17 protein-coding genes are annotated in these 18,568 nt (G+C 60.1%); 8 read left to right on the top strand and 9 right to left on the bottom strand.

Annotation, left to right across the window (positions count from 1 at the left end):
• Positions 1–126 precede the first annotated feature (126 nt).
• Complete coding sequence (locus tag R0125_RS08700; RefSeq protein WP_317237863.1) at positions 127–1,092, top strand: tRNA dihydrouridine synthase; 966 nt, start codon at positions 127–129, stop codon at positions 1,090–1,092.
• A gap of 143 nt (positions 1,093–1,235) precedes the next feature.
• Positions 1,236–2,204, top strand: a complete 969-nt coding sequence (locus tag R0125_RS08695) for an MBL fold metallo-hydrolase (protein ID WP_317237978.1) — start codon at positions 1,236–1,238, stop codon at positions 2,202–2,204.
• A 33-nt stretch (positions 2,205–2,237) separates the two neighbouring features.
• Here R0125_RS08695 and R0125_RS08690 read toward each other — a convergent pair whose 3' ends face one another.
• Positions 2,238–3,254 (bottom strand): class I fructose-bisphosphate aldolase, encoded by a 1,017-nt coding sequence (locus tag R0125_RS08690; protein WP_317237862.1) that lies wholly within the window; start codon positions 3,252–3,254, stop codon positions 2,238–2,240.
• Between the two features lie 155 nt (positions 3,255–3,409).
• Between R0125_RS08690 and R0125_RS08685 the strand changes: the two genes are divergently transcribed.
• Positions 3,410–5,494, top strand: coding sequence for a dehydrogenase (locus R0125_RS08685; RefSeq protein ID WP_317237861.1), 2,085 nt, complete (start codon positions 3,410–3,412; stop codon positions 5,492–5,494).
• Between the two features lie 14 nt (positions 5,495–5,508).
• Here R0125_RS08685 and R0125_RS08680 read toward each other — a convergent pair whose 3' ends face one another.
• Both R0125_RS08680 and R0125_RS08675 read right to left on the bottom strand, forming a co-directional pair.
• Positions 5,509–5,616, bottom strand: a complete 108-nt coding sequence (locus tag R0125_RS08680) for a hypothetical protein (protein ID WP_317237860.1) — start codon at positions 5,614–5,616, stop codon at positions 5,509–5,511.
• A complete protein-coding gene (locus R0125_RS08675; protein WP_317237859.1) occupies positions 5,598–5,858 on the bottom strand; it encodes a hypothetical protein in 261 nt (86 codons plus the stop codon). Before R0125_RS08675 ends, R0125_RS08680 begins: the two co-directional genes overlap by 19 nt.
• Positions 5,859–5,988: 130 nt before the next feature.
• On the opposite strand from R0125_RS08675, the gene R0125_RS08670 reads away from it, so the two are divergent.
• A complete protein-coding gene (locus tag R0125_RS08670; RefSeq protein ID WP_317237858.1) occupies positions 5,989–7,053 on the top strand; it encodes an endonuclease/exonuclease/phosphatase family protein in 1,065 nt (354 codons plus the stop codon).
• A 5-nt stretch (positions 7,054–7,058) separates the two neighbouring features.
• On the opposite strand, the gene R0125_RS08665 is transcribed toward R0125_RS08670, so the two are convergent.
• Entirely contained in the window at positions 7,059–9,242 is a 2,184-nt protein-coding gene (locus tag R0125_RS08665; protein WP_317237857.1) for an OsmC domain/YcaO domain-containing protein, read from the bottom strand.
• Positions 9,243–9,345: 103 nt separating this feature from the next.
• Positions 9,346–10,014, bottom strand: coding sequence for a thiaminase II (tenA, locus tag R0125_RS08660; protein ID WP_317237856.1), 669 nt, complete (start codon positions 10,012–10,014; stop codon positions 9,346–9,348).
• An 86-nt stretch (positions 10,015–10,100) separates the two neighbouring features.
• Here tenA and R0125_RS08655 point away from each other — a divergent pair, with 86 nt between their 5' ends.
• Together R0125_RS08655 and R0125_RS08650 are read left to right on the top strand one after the other, a co-directional pair.
• Positions 10,101–10,664, top strand: coding sequence for an NAD(P)H-dependent oxidoreductase (locus tag R0125_RS08655; RefSeq protein WP_317237855.1), 564 nt, complete (start codon positions 10,101–10,103; stop codon positions 10,662–10,664).
• Between the two features lie 39 nt (positions 10,665–10,703).
• On the top strand, positions 10,704–11,633 hold the full coding sequence (locus tag R0125_RS08650; RefSeq protein WP_317237854.1) for a pirin family protein: 930 nt from the start codon (positions 10,704–10,706) through the stop codon (positions 11,631–11,633).
• Here the strand turns inward: R0125_RS08650 and R0125_RS08645 are convergent.
• The gene (locus R0125_RS08645) at positions 11,602–12,492 is read right to left on the bottom strand and encodes a fatty acid desaturase family protein (RefSeq protein WP_248183598.1); all 891 of its coding nucleotides are present in this window, start codon (positions 12,490–12,492) and stop codon (positions 11,602–11,604) included. The genes R0125_RS08650 and R0125_RS08645 overlap by 32 nt on opposite strands.
• Before the next feature lie 147 nt (positions 12,493–12,639).
• Here R0125_RS08645 and R0125_RS08640 point away from each other — a divergent pair, with 147 nt between their 5' ends.
• A complete protein-coding gene (locus R0125_RS08640) occupies positions 12,640–13,677 on the top strand; it encodes an AraC family transcriptional regulator (RefSeq protein WP_317237853.1) in 1,038 nt (345 codons plus the stop codon).
• Positions 13,674–13,952 (top strand): SelT/SelW/SelH family protein, encoded by a 279-nt coding sequence (locus R0125_RS08635; RefSeq protein ID WP_317237852.1) that lies wholly within the window; start codon positions 13,674–13,676, stop codon positions 13,950–13,952. Before R0125_RS08640 ends, R0125_RS08635 begins: the two co-directional genes overlap by 4 nt.
• Here the strand turns inward: R0125_RS08635 and R0125_RS08630 are convergent.
• The 3 genes from R0125_RS08630 to R0125_RS08620 all read right to left on the bottom strand — a co-directional run bounded on the left by R0125_RS08630 (position 13,949) and on the right by R0125_RS08620 (position 18,530).
• On the bottom strand, positions 13,949–15,832 hold the full coding sequence (locus R0125_RS08630) for a diguanylate cyclase (RefSeq protein ID WP_317237851.1): 1,884 nt from the start codon (positions 15,830–15,832) through the stop codon (positions 13,949–13,951). The two genes, R0125_RS08635 and R0125_RS08630, sit on opposite strands and share 4 nt — an antisense overlap.
• A gap of 174 nt (positions 15,833–16,006) precedes the next feature.
• Positions 16,007–17,893, bottom strand: coding sequence for a hypothetical protein (locus R0125_RS08625; protein ID WP_317237850.1), 1,887 nt, complete (start codon positions 17,891–17,893; stop codon positions 16,007–16,009).
• The gene (locus R0125_RS08620; protein ID WP_317237849.1) at positions 17,886–18,530 is read right to left on the bottom strand and encodes a TetR/AcrR family transcriptional regulator; all 645 of its coding nucleotides are present in this window, start codon (positions 18,528–18,530) and stop codon (positions 17,886–17,888) included. Before R0125_RS08620 ends, R0125_RS08625 begins: the two co-directional genes overlap by 8 nt.
• Between the last annotated feature and the right edge of the window lie 38 nt (positions 18,531–18,568).

The raw sequence follows: 18,568 nt of genomic DNA, 5'->3' as shown, positions 1-18,568 counted from the left end.
CAGGCACTCTCTTCGGGGAGTGTCTGCCTTGCCTCAACGACGACCTACTACCAACCTCCGCCCATATTCCTTACAATCCCGCTCCGTTTATTGTTTAACCAATTGTGAAGTACTGCCGGAGCCCGCATGCGAATAATCCTTGCCCCGATGGAAGGTCTGGTGGATGCCCCCATCCGCGAAACCCTGACCAAAGTTGGTGGTATTGACCGGTGTGTGACCGAATTCATTCGCGTGACCCACGGCATGCTGCCGCCCCGGGTTTTCTACAAGTATGCTCCCGAGCTTCACAACGGTTCGCTCACCGAGGTGGGCACACCGGTGGCCGTTCAGTTACTGGGTTCAGATCCGCATCAGATGGGCCGGCATGGCCTGAAGGCGGCGGAGCTCGGCGCCAACCAGGTCGATATCAACTTCGGGTGCCCCGCCAAAACCGTCAACAAGCACAAGGGCGGTTGCGTGCTGATGCGGGAGCCGGAGCTGATGCACGACATTGTTGCCCGGGTCCGTCAGTCTGTGCCGGCGGACATCCCGGTCACCGCCAAGATGCGCCTCGGCTACGATGATCGCTCCATGGGCGTGGCCTGCGCCCAGGCGCTGGAAGCGGCGGGAGCCGAGGAGATTGTGATCCACGCCAGAAGTAAGGTCGACGGCTACAAGCCCCCGGCGTACTGGGAAGAAATTGCGAAAGCGCGTGAGGCGGTTGGTATCCGGGTCATCGCCAACGGTGAGATCTGGACGGTCGACGATTACTGGCGCTGCCGTGACGTGTCCGGTTGTGAGGATGTGATGATCGGCCGCGGCCTGATTGCCCGTCCGGACCTGGCGAGAAAAATCCGCGCCAGCCAGCAGGGCGAGGCGGTGGCGGATATGACCTGGCCGGAGGCGGTGGCGCTGGTCTGCGAATACGCGTTCGCGCTGCAGACTCGCCTGGAGGACCGTTTCGTCACCGGCCGTATCAAACAATGGCTCAATTACCTGCGCCAGGGCTTTGTTGAGGCTGAGGTGTTGTGGCCTGAAGCCCGCAAAATCCGCCAGGTCGAGCCCATGCTGGCTTGCCTCCGGCAAGCCGTCAAGGTGCCGCAGGCCGCCTGATCAAGGCTGGCAACGGTCACTCAGGCTTTGTGGATTCCCTGCATTATTTCCCCTCCGGATTTGCCGTCTACACTGGTACGGATAGTGGTGCTGTTCGTAGTCGTTAGATGAAAATCGAACAATAAACAGCGGAGAGGGATGTGATGGTACGTTCAGGATTGATAGCTGCCCTTGCGGTGGGGTTCGCGCTGGGTTCTGCCCCGGTGGCGGCGGAAGACGTGGTGCAAGTAACGCCTCTGGGAAGCCATGACGGCGAATTCTGTGGCCGCGACCGCGCCCTGGTGTTTGAAGACCCCAACGGCACCCGGATTCTATACGATGCCGGTCGCACGGTTGCCGGGCCAGACGATTCAAGGCTGGGTGATATCGACGTGATACTGGTGTCTCATATGCACGGGGATCACGTGGGCGACCAGCGCATCCGCGAAACCAACGCCGGCACCTGCGCATCGCCGGACACCTCGGTGAGCACGCTGCCGCAGTCCAACACCATCGACATCGCCGTTAAAAAGAAATCGCGGATTGTCACCGGCAGTGAGATGCCCGCCTTCTTCGCCGCGAAACTGAAAGAAGCCGGTGCAGATCCCTCGAATTCCGTGCTGGTTCGCTTCGGCGGCAAGCGCGAAGAGGGCGGCGTTAAAATCACCACCGTTCCGGCAGCACACAGCAACGGCGTTTCACCCTCGTTTCTTACCGGTCCGCTGGCGGACTATCTTCAAGCGGCGGGCGTCGGAGCCAGCGTGGGGCCGCCAACCGGCTACGTGCTGACCTTCAGTAACGGTCTGGTGGTGTACCTGTCCGGCGACACCGGCATCACCGCGGAACAGAAACTGGTGGTCAATGACCATTACGGAGCGGAACTGGTGGTGATGAACATTGGCGATACCTTCACCACCGGCCCGGAAGAAGCGGCCTTTGTTGTGAACGAGTTGATTCAGCCGAAGGCCGTCATCGCCTCTCACGCCAACGAGCCCGCCACGAAAAACGGAAAAGTGCAGGACGGCACACGCACTGCCCGGTTCGCCGAACTGGCCCAGGCCCCGGTCCACGTCCCACTGAGTGGCAAGACCATGGGGTTTGATGGCAACGGCAGCTGCGTTTCCGGCTGCTGAGCTCATCGCCGGTAAAAGCACGAAGGAGAGCGTTTAGCCCTCCATGTCAGTGCTGTATTCCCCGTTACGTGCCGCGCCGTTCAGTTGCGCCCGTTTGTGCATGGCGCTCTGGGCAGCGGGGCCGTTCTCCAGCGCGCCGGCCCAGGCCTTTTGCGCCGGTTCCTGCAGGGCCCGTCCGTACGAGAAGCTCAGGGCCCAGGGTAGCGGGCCGTGCTGGTTGATAGCGTTAAGGTTGGCTGTCGCCTCTTCCGGTGTCTGGCCGCCGGACAGAAACACAATACCCGGAACTGCCGCCGGCACAACCCGACGGAACACGTGGAGGGTGGCTTCAGCCACCTGTTCCGGGTTGGCCTGGGTGGTATGGGATTTGCCGGGCGTCACCATGCTGGGCTTGAGGAGCATTCGCTCCAGAACCACACCGTGGCGATGGAGCGCGTCGAAAACCGCCTTTAATACCGATTCGCTCACCTGCGCGCTGCGTTCAATGGTGTGATAGCCGTCGATGAGAACCTCCGGTTCCACAATCGGCACCACACCCAGCGATTGGCAAACCGCGGCGTACCGGGCCAGCACCTCGGCATTAGCGTCAATCGCGAGTCGGCTCGGGTTGGTGTCGGTAATGTGATAGACGTCCCGCCACTTGGCAAAACGGGCACCCTGTTCCCGGTAACCCTGTAACCGCGCCTCCAGACCATCCAGCCCGTAGGTGATCTCATCCCCCGGTGCGTTCGCCATCGGTCCCTTTCCTTTATCCACCTTGATGCCCGGCACGATGCCCTGGCGCAGCAACAGCCCGGCCATGGGCTCGTCGTCGAGGCTGCGCTGGTTCAGGGTTTCCTCATAGAGAATCACCCCGCTGATGTGGTCCCCCAGACTGGGGGTGGAAAAAATCAGGCTGCGATACTCCCGGCGTTTCGCTTCCGTGGATTCAACCCCAATCGCCGCAAACCGCTTGGCGATAGTGGGGGCGCTCTCGTCGGCGGCAAGTATGCCCTTGCCCTGACAGATCAGTTTCTCGACGGTGTCTTCCATATCCTGCTGGTGGCTCATGAGGTTTCTCCTTTCCCTGCTGGCTGCTGGTTTGGCCGAAGGCGTGTTATCCAGTGTAGACCGTTCACACAGATTAAATTTTGATCTGTGCAAAGGCGCCGCCGGCAAATCAGGCATAAGCTGAGGTCAGGACCACATGGGAAAGGATGCAAACCATGAAAACCGTTGTGAGTGTCAGTCAGGGCTCTTCAGAATACGATTATCAGCTGGAAACCGAATTTATGGGGCTGGCCTTCCGGGTGATCCGGATCGGCACCGACGGTGATCTGTCGCGGGCTGAGGCGATTCTGGAAAACGTACGGGAGCAGGCCGACGCCATCGGCCTGAGCATGGTGCACGATCACTACCAGGTAGGTCGGGAACAGATCGAGCACCCGGACACGGCCCGGCTGGAGGCCTGTGTACCAGACAAGTCCGTGACCACCGGCGCAGGGCTGCGCCGCATCCTGCAGGAATGGGCGGTTCGCCACACCCAGAGTGAACTGGGGCATTTTTTTGATAATGCCCGGGTGCTCTGTTTCAACGGTCAGGCCAGCTATCGCATTGCTCTGGCGTTATCGGAGCACACTGATAATCTGCGATTCGCCGATCCCTACACGGATTTCGGCCTGCCGCGTCTGCTGACGTCCCTGGGACAGGTCGAGCGGTATACCTCGATCACCGCACCGCTGTTGTACAAACCACTCGCGGTACGGGCGCTGGATGCCCTGATTCACAATCCCCTGTACCGACTCGGAGAGGGCCTGGTGCAAGGGTCTCTGCATCAGGCCGTCAAACAGTCTCATGTGCTGGTGGCGGCGGTTGGAGAGCTGGCGGATTTCACCCAGACCGAGCTGGACGGTAAAACCGTCATAACCTCTCGGGTGACCGAGCAATCACTGGACTGGATGCGCTCACGCAAAGTCGCAATGGTGGTGGACTACAGCCCGTGGCTGGAAGGCCGGCCGGTGGGCGCCAACGTCATGGAGGCGATGATCAGTGCGGCCCTGGAGCGGGCGCCGGCGCAACTGGCCGCGAACGACTTCCTGGATGTGATTGACCGGCTGGGCATCGAGCCGCGGATTCTTTATCCCAATGGTTACCGGCGGGTGAACCGATTCGCGTTCGTGATTCATCCACTGTCACAGCAGTACCTCACCAAGACCCCACCCCTGGACTGGATTGCCAGCGTGTCGCCCCCGGGGGTCATGAATCTGATTGAGAAAGTGGTGGCCTACACGCCGCCGTTTGTCTATTCACATATTGAGGGTGTGACATCGCCCACCGGGGACGAGGCCGAGGGCTGGCTGATCACCGTGGGCGGTACGCCGCGGGAGATCATGTCCCACAGTCCGGAATTCACCTACAGTCGTTTACTGTCCGCCGCGAGGCTGGCGAAAAAACTGGGTGCCCAGATTATGGGTCTCGGCGCCTTCACGAAAGTGGTGGGCGACGCCGGCATCACGGTCGCCAAGCGAGCTCCGTTGCCCATTACCACCGGCAACAGTTACAGCGCCTCGGGCGCATTGTGGGCGGCCCACGACGCGGTAAAAAGGATCGGGCTGGTACAGGTGGGACCCAGCGGTAAAATGGCCGGTAAGGCCATGGTCGTCGGGGCGACCGGTGCCATCGGCTCGGTATGCGCCAGGCTGCTGGCCAAGGCAGTGGATGAGATTGTTCTGGTGTCGCCGGAGGCGGCGAAACTGCTGGCACTGAAAGAGAGCATCCTGATGGAGTCGCCGGGCGCGACGGTACGCGTTGCTGCCTCCACCGATCGCGAGTTGGGTGCCATGGATATGGTGGTGACAGCCACCTCCGGCGCCGGAAAGCGGGTATTGGATATCCTTAAGGTCAAGCCCGGCTGTGTGATTACCGACGTTGCCCGTCCGCTGGATATTCCGGCGGAGGATGTGGCGAAGCGGCCGGACGTACTGGTGATCGAGTCCGGTGAAATCCGCCTGCCCGGTGATGTCCACATGAAAGACATCGGGCTGCCCAGGGGTATTGCCTATGCCTGCCTGGCCGAAACCATTGTGCTGGCGCTCGAAAGCCGGTTCGAGAACTTCACACTGGGGCGTAACATCGAGTGGGAAAAGGTGCGGGAGATCTACAAACTGGGTCTCAGGCACGGTATGACGCTGGCGGCCATTTCCGGGGTCAATGGCGTATTCGGTGAGGAGGACTTCGAACGGGTGCGCTCGCTGGCCAGAGCCGGCGTACCGGCGCACGGCAAGCGCCCACAGTCAATGCCCCATGGGTGACGCTATTTTACGCCTTAAGCCATCATTGCCTCGGCCAGTTTTTTGAACGCGTAGATGTTGGTACCTTCGCACAGGGCCACCAGGCCGTTCTTGATCAGCCGTTTCATGGCGTTTCCATCCACCTCGTTCTGGGTGGCGCAGGGCAGGGCGATGGCGCCCTTGTAGGCGCCCAGCAGACCCGGAAACGCAGGACGCGATCCGGCTCGAGCATACGCTCCGCGATGTTCCAGCGTTGGTAGGCCGGCTCCTTGCGATAGACGCTGGTCACGTCATCAAACACTTCCATGACGGCCTGATGGTACTCATCGGAGTGAGGGTGGCTCTGATCGAGGGTGTTCTGAATGTCGTCCTGAAACTTGCTCATTTTTGCCCCTTTTGTCCTGTGAACTCAATTGCATACGAGGGCAGGCGGATGAGTGGATTTTTAGCAGCGCAACGGCGCCTGATGGTTTATGTTGTAAACCACATGGACATTTCCCGCGGTGGAGAATGGTTTGATCACTTATTCTTTATTGGCTTTTGCCGTGATTCTGCTGGTGGTTACTGCACTGGGCAAGGTGCGTCTTCACGATTGGTGGATACGGGTGTGCGAGTTCCCCCGGGTACAGATCGTCTGCCTGGCAGTATTGGTTGCCGTGATTGCCTTCTGGTTGGGAGAGGGCGACGTCCGGGGTTGGGTGGTCGGGCTGTGTACCGCAGTGCTGGTCCTGCAGATGTTCCGCATCCTGCCCTGGACGCGGCTGTGGCCGCTTCAGATGCAGAGTGCCGAGCCCGGCCAGAAGGAACGCTGTGTGACCCTGCTGGTCGCCAACGTACTTACGCCTAACCGGAACAGTGAGGGCCTGATCCGTCAGGTGCGTGAGCGGCAACCGGACGTGCTGCTGACCCTCGAATCGGACCAGTGGTGGGGCGATCAACTGGATCAGGCCTTCGGCGACTGGCCCACCATCGTTCGCGTGCCCCTGGATAACCTCTATGGCATGCACCTGTATTCCCGCTTGCCGCTGGAAGAAATCGAGGTCAACTACCTGATTCAGGACGACATCCCATCTATTCACGGTTGGCTGAAACTGCCCAGTGGTGATCGCGTCAGACTGCACGCCCTTCACCCCCGGCCCCCGGCGCCGAGCGAGAGTGAGGAGTCGCTCTGGCGGGATGCCGAGTTGCTGTTGGTTGGTGAGCAGATCCGCAAGGGCGGGTACCCCGCGATTGTTGCCGGCGACCTCAACGATGTCGCCTGGTCACGAACCACCCGGCTGTTCTGCCGGGTCAGCGGTATGCTTGATCCGCGGCGGGGTCGCGGCATGTTCAACACTTTCCACGCCGGCCACTGGTTTCTGCGCTGGCCGCTGGATCACGTGTTCACAACCGAGCATTTTACCCTCGGCAATATCGAGCGACTGGCCGCGTTCGGATCCGATCATTTTCCGATGCTGGCAACCCTGTGTTTCCGGCCGTCGCGCTCCGATGAGCACGAGGCGCCGGAGGCCGATCGGGAGGAGCGGCAGGAAGCCCGTGAGAACATCCGCGAGGGCAAGGCGCGAAACCAGGAAACCTGAGGCGGTCAGAGCGCCTCTGCCGCACGGGCTGCATGCAGTTTCTTGTAGCTGTCGATGAGGCGCAGGTGTTTGTCGAGCCCCTCCAGTTGCATGTTGGTCGGCGTCAGGCCGTGGAAGCGCACACTGCCGTCCACAAGGCCAACCACATCCTGCATGGTCTGTTCACCATACATACGCTGCAGGTTGAACAGGAAGTCGCCCAGCTCGAGTTGCTCATCGAGGGTGATCTCCAGCACCGCATTGACCGCTCGGTAGAACAGGTTGCGCTCCACCGTGTTGTCGTTGAATTGCAGGAACGCCTCCACCCGCTCCAGGGCGTCTTCGTGCTGCCCGAGTGCGAGATTGATCAATAGCTTGAGTTCCAGCACGGTGAGCTGGCCCCACACGGTGTTCTCATCAAACTCGATGCCGATCAGGGTGATGATGTCGGTGTAGTCGTCGATCTGGCTTTCTTCCAGATGCTCCACCAGAGCGGCCAGCTCATCATCGTCCAGTCTGTGCAGGTTGAGGATGTCTTCGCGGTAGTCCAGGGCCTTGTTGGTGTTGTCCCACACCAGATCGTCCGCCGGGTACACCTCGGAATAGCCGGGCACCAGAATGCGGCACACCGGCGCGCCCAGTTCCTCGTAGACGGCCACATAGGTTTCTTTGCCCATCTCTTTCAGAATACCGAACAGGCCAGCCGCCTCTTCGGCGTTGGTGCCGGAAAAATCCCATTCACAGAAGTCATAGTCGGACTTTGCGCTGAAGAAGCGCCAGGACACCACGCCGGTGGAATCGATGAAGTGCTCCACGAAATTGTTCGGTTCGGTCACCGCCAGGCTGTTGAAGGTGGGCGGTGGTACATCGTTCAGGCCTTCAAAGCTACGGCCCTGCAGCAGTTCGGTCAGGCTGCGCTCAAGGGCCACCTCGAAGCTCGGGTGGGCACCGAAAGAGGCGAACACGCCGCCGGTACGCGGGTTCATCAGGGTGACGCACATCACCGGGAACTGGCCACCGAGGGAGGCGTCCTTGACCAGTGTGGGGAAGCCCTGGGCTTCCAGCGCCTGCACCCCTTCGAGGATGTTCGGGTATTTTTCCAGCACGTGCATGGGCACGTCTGGCAGCGCCAGTTCCTCTTCGATGATCTGCTTCTTGACCGCCCGCTCGAAGATTTCTGACAGACACTGCACCTGGGCTTCCTGCAGTGTGTTGCCGGCACTCATGCCATTACTGAGAAACAGGTTCTCGATCAGGTTGGAGGGGAAATAGACCACCTCGCCATCGGACTGGCGCACGAACGGCAGAGACACAATGCCGCGCTCGGTCTTGCCGGAGTTGGTGTCAATCAGATTGGAGCCGCACAGCTCACCGTCGGGGTCATATATGGCCCGGCTATGGTCATCCAGAATGCCCTCGGGCAGCTCGTCTTCGGGGCCCGGCTGGAACCATTTTTCGTTCGGGTAGTGCACGAACTCGCTGTTGGCGATGTCCTCGCCGAAGAACTGGTCGTTGTAGAAGAAGTTGCAGTTCAGCCGCTCGATGAACTCACCCAAAGCGGAGCACAGGGCGCTTTCCTTGGTTGCTCCCTTGCCGTTGGTGAAGCACATGGGTGAGGCCGCATCGCGGATGTGCAGTGACCACACATGGGGCACGATGTTGCGCCAGGAGGCGATCTCAATCTTCATGCCCAGATCTTCAAGGATGCGGGTCATGTTGGCGATGGTCTGCTCCAGGGGCAGGTCCTTGCCTTCGATGAAGGTCTGGCTGCCGCCCTCCGGCTGGGTCATCAGCAGCGCCTGGGCGTCGGCGTCCAGGCTCTCAACGGTTTCAATCTCGAACGTCGGGCCGGTCTGCACCACCTTCTTGACGGTACAGCGGTCGATGGAGCGCAGAATGCCCTGGCGGTCCTTGTCGGAGATGTCCTCCGGCAGCTCTACCTGAATCTTGAAGATCTGGTTATAGCGGTTTTCCGGGTCCACGATGTTGTTCTGGGACAGGCGGATGTTCTCGGTGGGTATGTCCCGCGCCAGGCAATACACCCGCACAAAATAGGCCGCACAGAGGGCAGACGACGCCAGAAAATAATCGAAGGGGCTGGGGGCGGAACCGTCCCCCTTGTAGCGAATTGGCTGGTCCGTCACCACGGTGAAATCGTCAAACCTGGCTTCAAGTCTGAGGTTGTCGAGAAAGTTGACGTTGATTTCCATTACAAAGATACCTGGATCGGAGAGTTTGGCGCGCCATTGAATTCAATGGCGGCCATTATCCAGTTTTTGCAGGCGTTCGTCTTGGTGGGATTTTCGTGGGTCTTTAATCGCTCTGTGTCAGGCCCATCTGCCAGAAATCGATTTCGAGTCGTGTCGCGTCGCGGAAGATGCGGGTGAGCTGTTCGAACCGAGCTGGGGAAACATCTGCCAGGCGCTCGTCCAGCCAGCGGATTTCCGCGCCCATGGCCTGCTGGAACTCGTCACTTTCGTACATGGCAATCCACGCGTCGTAAGGATTGTGCGCGCCGCGGAGGGTTTCCGCCCGGCTGTTCAGCCAGTTGGCAATTTCACCGTAGCCCACCATGCAGGGCGACAACGCTACGTGGAGATCCAGTAGATCGCCACGGTTACCGGTGTCAAGCACATAACGGGTGTAGGCCAGAGTGGCCCGCGCTTCCGGCAGCCGTGCCAGTTCCTCCTCCGAAATTCCCCATTCCTTGCAGTAGCTGATGTGCAGATCCAGCTCTACATCCACGATGGCCTGTAACCCCTCTTTGGCTTGCCGGAGATCGCTCAGGGTAGGGCTCTTGTAGGCGGCGAGAGCAAACGCCCGGGCGAACTGGATCAGGAACAGGTAATCCTGCTTCAGATAATGCTGGAACGCCTCGGGGGCCAGCGAGCCATCGCCGAGCTGCCGGACGAAACTGTGTTCAATGTAGGCCTGCCATTCGGCCCGGCAGGCGTGTTTCAGGTCTTCGAACTGATAGTGCATGTCAACTCCGTTAAACATCACTTTTGCTTAGGTTTTAGCAGCGGCTAAACTGACAAGCAACCTTCCCAGAATCAAGGACCGAATCCATGACGTTAAAACTTCAAATCATCATCTGCAGCACCCGCCCCGGTCGCATCGGGCCGTCGGTGGCTCAATGGTTCCACGAATTCGCCAGAGAGCACGGCCGTTTCGACTGCGAGCTGGTGGACCTGGCCGACTTCAACCTGCCGGTGTACGACGAACCCAATCACCCGAGACTGCAGAAATACGAGCACGAACACACCAAAGCCTGGTCCGCGAGCGTAGCCCGGGCGGACGCCTACGTGTTCGTGATTCCGGAGTACAACTTCTGCCCGCCGCCCTCGTTCATGAACGCGGTGAACTACGTCTACAGCGAATGGAATTACAAGCCCTGCGGCTTTGTCAGCTACGGCGGGGCTTCCGGTGGTCTGCGCTCGGCCCAGCTTGCCAAACAGCTGGTGAATACCGTGAAGATGATGCCCATGGTGGAGGGTGTCATGGTACAGATGCCCTGGGAACTGCTGGACGACAACCGGGTGTTTATGGCCGGCGATCACCACACCGGTTCTGCGGGCGCCATGCTGGAAGAGCTGGCCAAATGGGCGCAGGCACTGAAAACCCTGCGCTGAGTCAGTCAAATATGGCTGAGCATTGCGAGGAATGATGATATGAGTAATGTACTGGAATCGGCCGAGCAGCGTTGCGATGCCACCGAGGCGCCCTGCAGCGCCATCGAAACCATATTGAGCCCGCGGGTGGCCGACCTGGGCGGCTTTTCCGTGCGCCGTCTGCTGCCCACGGCCAGGCGGAAAATGGTGGGCCCCTGGATCTTTTTTGATGAAATGGGACCGGCGGATTTTCCGGCGGGAGCGGGCATCAATGTGCGCCCGCACCCCCACATCGGCATCGCAACGGTCACCTACCTGTTCGAGGGCGAGATACTGCACCGGGATTCCGTAGGCAGCCTTCAGCCCATCCGGCCCGGCGATGTCAACCTGATGGTGTCTGGCAGGGGCATCACCCATTCCGAGCGTGAGCGCCCGGAGATCACCGCCACAGACCATCGCCTTCACGGTTTGCAACTCTGGCTGGCGCTGCCGGACGCGCACGAAGAGACCGACCCGGGGTTCCACCATTACCCGGGTAATGACATTCCGGCCATCGAAGTGAACGGGGTCCCGGTCCGGGTCATGATGGGCAGCGCTTACGGCGTGACCTCGCCGGTGCGTCAGTTCAGTGAAACCCTGTATCTTGAGGCCAGGCTCAAGGCCGGTCAGACCCTGGAGCTGCCAGAGGCAGCCGAGCGGGCCGTGTACGTGTCTCGCGGGGCGCTGACCGCCCACGGCTCCGAACTGCCCGCTCACAGCATGACGGTATTTGCGCCGGAGGCGGGGGTATCGGTAACGGCGACGGAAGACACCCGCATTGCCCTGATTGGCGGCGAGCCTGTGGGCAAGCGTTTTATCGAATGGAACTTCGTGTCGTCCAGCCAGGCCCGCATCGAGCGGGCCAAGGAAGACTGGAGCGCCGGGCGCTTCGCCCGGGTGGTCGGTGACGAAGTAGAGTTTATTCCTTACCCGCCACCGGCTCGCGGCTGAATATGCCGATAATCGGCGTACCGTGGGCACGCATGACGGGCTCGATCTCGCGATGTAGTGCGTGGTACTGGTAAAACGGCACGCGCGGGAACAGGTGGTGAACCGAGTGCAGGTTCTGGCCCAGCCAGAACCACTCCAGAGGTTTCATCCACCGGGGCATGATCAGGCTGCTGGTGTTGCGGTAGCGCTTGGGATCCTGATACGGAATGTGCGGGCGGTAGGCGAACCAGTAGGCGGTGAAGAAGCCGCCCAGCAGATAACCCCCAACAACGACAGCCAGGGTCCACGGCTGATCGACCATCACCACAAACCCCACGCGCCAGCTTACAGACACCAGGACCTCCAGGCAGTAGATGACACGATCCTTCCGCGAAGCGGACGCCCAGTGTTGTTTGACAAAAAAGCTGTTCTGGACCCCGAGAAACCGGACCACCGTGGCCAGTGCCGGAAGCACGCCCCCGCCCATACCGCTGACCATGTAATCCGGGTCCTTGTCGGGCTGGTTGGTGTACCGGTGGTGGGTGAAATGCTCGAGCCGGTGCGAGGCGTAAGGTATGGCAATCAGTGGTGCCACCAGGTAACCGCAAAGATCGTTCAGCCACTGCCAGCGTTCCTGGCCGCCGTGGATATTGCCGTGTACGGCCTCATGCAGGGGAGTGTAAGCCATGTAGGTGAGGGCACCCAGAACCGGCAGTGCTACCCAGGCCGGTATGGCGCCTACGGCAAACAGGGCCAGGTTTGCCACGAAGCCGATCAGCGTGGCCGCCACCAGCAGAACTGTGGGCCACGCTATATGGCCCATATACTGTTTGGCGGACGCAATCGCCTGTTTGTTGAGCACCGTCAAATCGTCTGCCATGAGTAAACCTCTGCATGGATAATGGTCACAACAGCTAGTCTATGGGGCGCCAGGAAAGCGCAACAGGACCCCGGTGGCCATTCGGCATACATTTATGGCCATTATTGCGATGGCCGTTGATGAGCCTGTCGGGGTAGACTCCGTGCCATGTCGAACTTCGAAAATACCCTGCACCCCGTAGCCATCAGCCAGGTCATGATCAACTTTGCCCTTGGTCAGGGTGTTGATCGCGATACCTGCCTGCTGGGCACCGGCATTACTGACCTGGATCTGCAGGATGGTGAGGCGCTGGTTACCCGTGGGCAGGAAATGCGGTTGATCGAGAACCTGATGCTTGCACTGCCGGATACCCCGGCACCGGGATTTCAGTTGGGTCTCCAGTACAGCCTGGCCACCTTCGGTATCTGGGGCTTTGCCCTGCGCACCAGCCGCACTCTCCGAGAAGCCATCGGACGGGCCATGCGATATCTGCCGCTGAGTACCGCCTATTGCACCATTGCCAGAATCGATGAAGCGAACCGCTTCGGTATCTCCATGGACCCGCAGGCGATTCCCCACCATCTGCGCCAGTTTCTGCTGGAACGGGACATCGCCACCGGCCTGAATCTGCTCAAGGAGCTGAGTCTCTCCGGTATGGGCATCGTTGCGCTGGAGTTTCAGGGCGAGCCGCCGGAGCATGCGCAACGGATCGGTGAATTGTGTGGTATTGATCCGATCTACCGCAGCTCCCGGAATGCCCTTGTGGTCCAAAGCGACTTGGCGGATCAGCCTCTGGCTACCTACGATTCGCAACTGGTGCGCATGCTCGACGATCAATGCCGCCGGCGTCTGGAACGGTTGCAGGCCTCCGGTCTGGCGGGGCAGGTGCGGCAGAAACTGCATGGGCCTCTGGGCCTGGTGGCCTCGCTGGACGAAATGGCTCAGGCACTGGCGCTGTCGCCCCGCAGCCTGCGCCGCAAGCTGGACCAGGAAGGCACCAGTTTCCGTACGCTGGTGGAAGACGAGCGCCGGCAAGCGGCTCTCCAGTTCCTCGACGGCAGCGACATGAAACTTGATGAACTGGCCATACACCTCGGCTATACCGATACCGCCAGCTTTACCCGCGCCTTCCGCCGCTGGATGGCGTGTACGCCGGGTGAGTATCGGCAGAACCAACGCCTACAATCCGGGAACCCAACGTTATGACAAACCGCGTAACCCTTCACTACTGCACTGGCTGCAAATGGATGCTGCGAACCACCTGGATGGCGCAGGAGCTTCTGAGCACCTTCGACGGCATGATTGATGAACTCACCCTCAAACCCGGCACTGGCGGCATTTTCGAGATCTACGTGAACGACACACGGATCTGGTCCCGCAAGGAGAAGGGTGGATTTCCGGAGATCAAGCAGCTCAAGCAGCTGGTGCGCGACCAGATCGCGCCGGAGCATTCGCTGGGCCACTCGGATCGGGCAAACTAGGAAGCGGTGGCGCCCAACAGAGTCACTCGATTGCGCCCTTCCTGTTTGGATTGATAGAGCGCGATGTCTGCTTGCTCCAGAAAGCTATCCTTGGAATCGTCTTCTGTCGGCACGGCGGCATAAACGCCCAGGCTGACCGTTAGCTTCAGGCGTCCGATCCGGGTGGTGACGGGTTCAGACGCCACGCTCTCTCGCATGCGCTGGGCAACAGACATCGCAGATTGACGGTCGGTGTTGGGCAGCACCACACAGAACTCCTCGCCGCCATAGCGGGCGACCATATCGGCAGGCCAGCGTGAGCTGTTCTGGATGCGGCCAGCGATTTCCCGCAGGCTGTCATCTCCCACCTGATGACCGTGGGTATCGTTGACCGGCTTGAAGTGGTCCACGTCAATCATCAGAACCGCAACCGGCTTTCGGTCTATCCGCGCGCGGGCGATCGTGTGGGTCAGAAATCGGTCCAGTGAGCGGCGGTTACTGAGGCTGGTGAGCTGGTCGGTGTCGCTCAATTGCTGCAGCTTTCGATTCGCTTTCCGCAGTTCCTCGGTGCGTTCTTTGACGTTCTGCTCCAGCATGTCGTTCGCCTTGCGCTGGATGTCCAGCGCCTGGGCCTGGGCCAACTGGGCTTCCTGCTGGTGGCGGATACGCTGTTGGCTCTCGGTGTTGATGCGATCCGCAATGGCCAGGGACAGGAATATGGCCTCAATGGCCGCGCCGATCTGCCAGCTGTGTTCGGTAAACAGATTGCTGGGCGCCAGCCCCCAGGACTTCAGGCTGTAGGCAATGCCACCCACGATCAGCATCGACCAGGCAATCAGGAAATAGCGTGCAGCGGGATTACCTTTGCGCAGACTGTTCCAGCCAACCACCCACATGGCCGCGGCCGTCACCGCACCGTGGGGGTTGGCCAGGCGGATCGACACGGAGTAATCCACAACGAAGCTTAGCGCCATAATTACCAGGGCCGCATGCTGGATCAGCACAATCACCCGGTCGAGCAGGGGCTGTTCGTCCCGAGTTGCCAGCAGAACGCGGCCAAACTGCATAATCATCCACATCGACAGGCTGACAAGCACCGACATGGCCTCGCGAGACCACCAGGGGTCCTCCAGACCCAGATACTGATAGCCAAGGCCGTTGAACAGGGTAAAGAACAACCCCTGGTGCACCACAATGACGCCGATGTAGTAGGCGTAAACCCGGTCCCGCAGTGTGGCCAGCAGAAAGATGCTGAACAGCGCCATGGTGAGGATCAGACCCTGGTAGAAGGAGAGCCAGGAACGGCTGGTCAGCTCGGTGTGCACCAGACCGGTATCGGTGTGCAGGTAGAGTGGAATGGTCAGCGTGTCGGCACTGTCCACATACAGGTAGTAAAGCGCTTCGCCGCCGGGTGGAACCGTTAACGGGAACACGAAATTCCGCGACTGAAAGGGGCGGTCCGGCGGAGGCACAAGGCGGCCGGATTCCACCTTCGTGTAGTGCCCCTGCTCATCCGGAGCATAGAGATTCAACCTATCCGCAAACAGGGAACGGAACTCCAGGAAACGTTTGAGTGGTTCGGCTCCGCTATTGCGGAGCTGGAAACGGACCCAATGACCGGCGCGGTTATAGCCAATATTCAGAACTTCGCTGCTATTTGGCCGGAACCGATCCGCGCTGGCGCGAGCCTCTTCCAGCGTCAGGGAGCGCTCCGGGTCTTCCAGATGCTCGATGTGGGGGCCAAGAGCGAGGGTCTCACCGGCTTGGGGCAGAGCTACCGGCTCTGTGGCAGCGAAACCCGGAAGTGCCACACACACGAAGACCAGGAACGCGACCCGGGACCAGAGGTGCCGGGAAAGTCTCTTGTTGAGGGTTGGTCGCCGCGCGATGGGAAAGTGCAATTGAAGCCCGCAGTATGAAGGTTCTTGTTCCTCGTTATGTTAGTCAAATAATGGGCATTTTGGGATTCAAACCGTATCTGAAGTGTTGGTTTAATGTAGCAAAGGAGGGCATGGCCGGCACAAAAGTAGCTGCGCCGGCCATGACGGTATGATGCCCGGTATCGCGAGCCGCAATCAGAAGGTGGTGTCCAACACCGTGCCCATCCGGGTTTTGCCCAGAGACGGGTCGAATTCATCCCCCTGCCATGCCGGATGCCCGGCAATCATTACCAGTGGCACCACGCCATCGGTCCGGTTCACCAACTGCTCGTGGCTGAATTCCTCGCGATACTGTCGTTGCACTGTATTGTTGTGGTCCAGGCGACGCAGGGCAGACGGGTTCACCAGAGTCAGATCCGCCTGATCGCCCACCTCGATGCTGCCGCCCTTCACGCCGAACACCCGGGCCGGATCGCGGGTCAGCCGGCGAACCATGTAGGCAACGTCGGTATCGCCGCCGTCGGAGGCCAGCTTCAGGGCGCGAAGGTTGCCATCGTAGAACGCCATATTGGTGAGGTGGGCACCGCTGTCATTGAAACCGGGCAGCAGCTGGCGGTCCATCAGCAGGTTACGAACCATTGTCTCGTCCCGGTTGGCGGATACGGTGTACCAGCTCAGGTCGCGGTCAAAGGCCCGCAGCATGGCCAACACGAAATCACCTTCGTCTTTCACGTCACCGAAATGGGTTTTGAGCAGGGTGATTTCCGCTTCGGTGGCGTGGAATTCCCGACCGGTGTTGGCGGCCCTTACCCGGTCAAAGACCTCGGCGAAGGTGTTGCCCTCCCAGGCCTTGAGGGGGCATACGTCAATAGTCATGTCCGCAAGCGTGCGGTTGAACGCATAATCTTCCAGCCGCAGCCAGCGTTTGATCCGGCTCAGACCGAAGCCGGTCTTGCCACTCATCCACATGGCTTTGAAACGCTTGATGTAATCGGGGTCGTTGAGGATCCGGATGCGCTCCTCGCGGTCTTCCAGCTCGGTTTCATTGAGAGTGCGCAGTTCCTCGATTTCTTCGGACAGCGGTGTGACTGCGCCGTCAGACCAAACTTTGAACGGTGCTGCCAGGGCCTGCAGGTGAAAGTCGCCCTTCAATAGCCGGGAATTAAGTACCCGCGCCAGCAGGCGCGCCAGCCGCACGATCTTCCGATTGCTTTGCACATCCAGGGCAGCAACCACGGTGGTTTTCAGAGGCTTGCCGTGCAGGCGGCCGCAGCTGAGCAAAAAGGTCTTGATGGTGCCGATGGTACTGTCTTTCGGTGGCGTGGCCTGCCATACACCGCCCTTGCGACGCACCACATCCGTCAGCCGTTTGATCTCCGGGTATTTGGCGAACTGAGTGGGGATGGTTTTCCGCGTGTTGGGCTGGTTGGCCAGGTAGTGAAAGGGCAGGGCGTCGGTTGAAAAACCGGCGTAGCCATCATCCAGTGCCTTTTCCAGCAACGCTTCCATGGCTTGCAGCTCGTTTTCCGTCGGATCGCGGGAGATGCTGGCGTCAAACCCCATCACTTCTATGCGCAGCATGGAGTGGGGCACCAGCGTCACCAGGTTGGGGCCGAGGCTGAGCTTGTTGAGGTGCTGGATGTATTCTTTGGGGTTGTGCCAGTCCACCTTGTCGGCGGTGGCCCGCAGCACTTCTTTGGGAATGTTCTCTACCCGGGCATAACAATCCACAATGGGATCGGCGTCATCCTTGCGCTGGGCACCGAATGCCAGCCCCAGGCTGCAGTTTGCGATCACCACCGTGGTGGTACCGTGGCGAACGGATTCCGGCAATCCGGGTGCCACCTCCAGCTCAAGATCGTAGTGGGTATGAATATCGAACAGCCCCGGCATGGCCCAGTATTCATTGCCATCGATGACCTGGCGAGCGTTGGCCGGATCCAGTTCCTGACCCCGTGCAGCGATCCTTCCGTCGGCAATGGCAATGTCCTCCCGGAGCGGTAGCTCTCCGGTGCCATCAAACACTTTGGCACCGTGAATCAGATAATCCCAGGTTGCGACACTCGCGGTTGTCTCACTCATCATTGCCCCTCGCTTTGTTGTTCTGGTTTTCAAAATAGGCCGCCAGCAATTGCGTGCCGGTTTCGATCAATTCATCCCGCGTCACATCCTGATGCCCCTGAAACACATGCCGGTGGATAAGGCCCTCTGCCATGGAGAACAGGCAAAACGCGGTGGTTTCCACGTCGTCCCGCACGTAGCGGGCGACAAAAGCCCGCACCCGTTCCATCAGGATCGCCTCGCCGTCGTCCATCAGCGTTGCCAGTGCCGGGTCGACCCGGCGGCGGTATTCCAGCACGTCATGAAGACCTGCTTCCTGTTGGTGGAAGTCGTACAGGAAACCGAGGGCTTCGCGGAAAAGATCGCGGATGCTGGGGGCCTGTGGCCGGGTTGACACGCCACGCGTGAGCCCGAGCCGGGCGTCGGGTATCTGAATATGGGCGTGAAGATCTTCGAACCGCTGGCGTGTGATTTCCAGCAACACATCGTGTTTGTTGTGGAAGTACTGGTAAAACGTACCGGTGGCGACCCCGGCCCGATCCGCGATGGACTTCGCCGTGGTGGCCTCAAACCCCTGGACGGAGAATTCCTGAAAGGCGGCCTCCAGCAATGCGTTTCGCTTGCGGATGGCCCGTTGCTGTTTCGGTGCTGGTTTCATAACGGTGTCCGATCTGTGTACAAGACAATTAACAAAGA

This window comes from Marinobacter sp. M-5 (assembly GCF_032911545.1).
Taxonomy (GTDB): Bacteria; Pseudomonadota; Gammaproteobacteria; order Pseudomonadales; family Oleiphilaceae; genus Marinobacter; species Marinobacter goseongensis.
Note: the sequence above shows the minus strand (reverse complement) of the source record. Positions and strands in the feature narration are given on the sequence as shown.

Excerpts from the sequence above, each read along its gene's own strand:
- R0125_RS08700 (WP_317237863.1), top strand. The coding sequence starts at position 127 with ATGCGAATAATCCTTGCCCCGATGGAAGGTCTGGTGGATGCCCCCATC.
- R0125_RS08695 (WP_317237978.1), top strand. The coding sequence starts at position 1,236 with ATGGTACGTTCAGGATTGATAGCTGCCCTTGCGGTGGGGTTCGCGCTG.
- R0125_RS08690 (WP_317237862.1), bottom strand. The coding sequence starts at position 3,254 with ATGAGCCACCAGCAGGATATGGAAGACACCGTCGAGAAACTGATCTGT.
- R0125_RS08685 (WP_317237861.1), top strand. The coding sequence starts at position 3,410 with ATGAAAACCGTTGTGAGTGTCAGTCAGGGCTCTTCAGAATACGATTAT.
- R0125_RS08675 (WP_317237859.1), bottom strand. The coding sequence starts at position 5,858 with ATGAGCAAGTTTCAGGACGACATTCAGAACACCCTCGATCAGAGCCAC.
- R0125_RS08665 (WP_317237857.1), bottom strand. The coding sequence starts at position 9,242 with ATGGAAATCAACGTCAACTTTCTCGACAACCTCAGACTTGAAGCCAGG.
- tenA (WP_317237856.1), bottom strand. The coding sequence starts at position 10,014 with ATGCACTATCAGTTCGAAGACCTGAAACACGCCTGCCGGGCCGAATGG.
- R0125_RS08655 (WP_317237855.1), top strand. The coding sequence starts at position 10,101 with ATGACGTTAAAACTTCAAATCATCATCTGCAGCACCCGCCCCGGTCGC.
- R0125_RS08650 (WP_317237854.1), top strand. The coding sequence starts at position 10,704 with ATGAGTAATGTACTGGAATCGGCCGAGCAGCGTTGCGATGCCACCGAG.
- R0125_RS08645 (WP_248183598.1), bottom strand. The coding sequence starts at position 12,492 with ATGGCAGACGATTTGACGGTGCTCAACAAACAGGCGATTGCGTCCGCC.
- R0125_RS08640 (WP_317237853.1), top strand. The coding sequence starts at position 12,640 with ATGTCGAACTTCGAAAATACCCTGCACCCCGTAGCCATCAGCCAGGTC.
- R0125_RS08635 (WP_317237852.1), top strand. The coding sequence starts at position 13,674 with ATGACAAACCGCGTAACCCTTCACTACTGCACTGGCTGCAAATGGATG.
- R0125_RS08625 (WP_317237850.1), bottom strand. The coding sequence starts at position 17,893 with ATGAGTGAGACAACCGCGAGTGTCGCAACCTGGGATTATCTGATTCAC.
- R0125_RS08620 (WP_317237849.1), bottom strand. The coding sequence starts at position 18,530 with ATGAAACCAGCACCGAAACAGCAACGGGCCATCCGCAAGCGAAACGCA.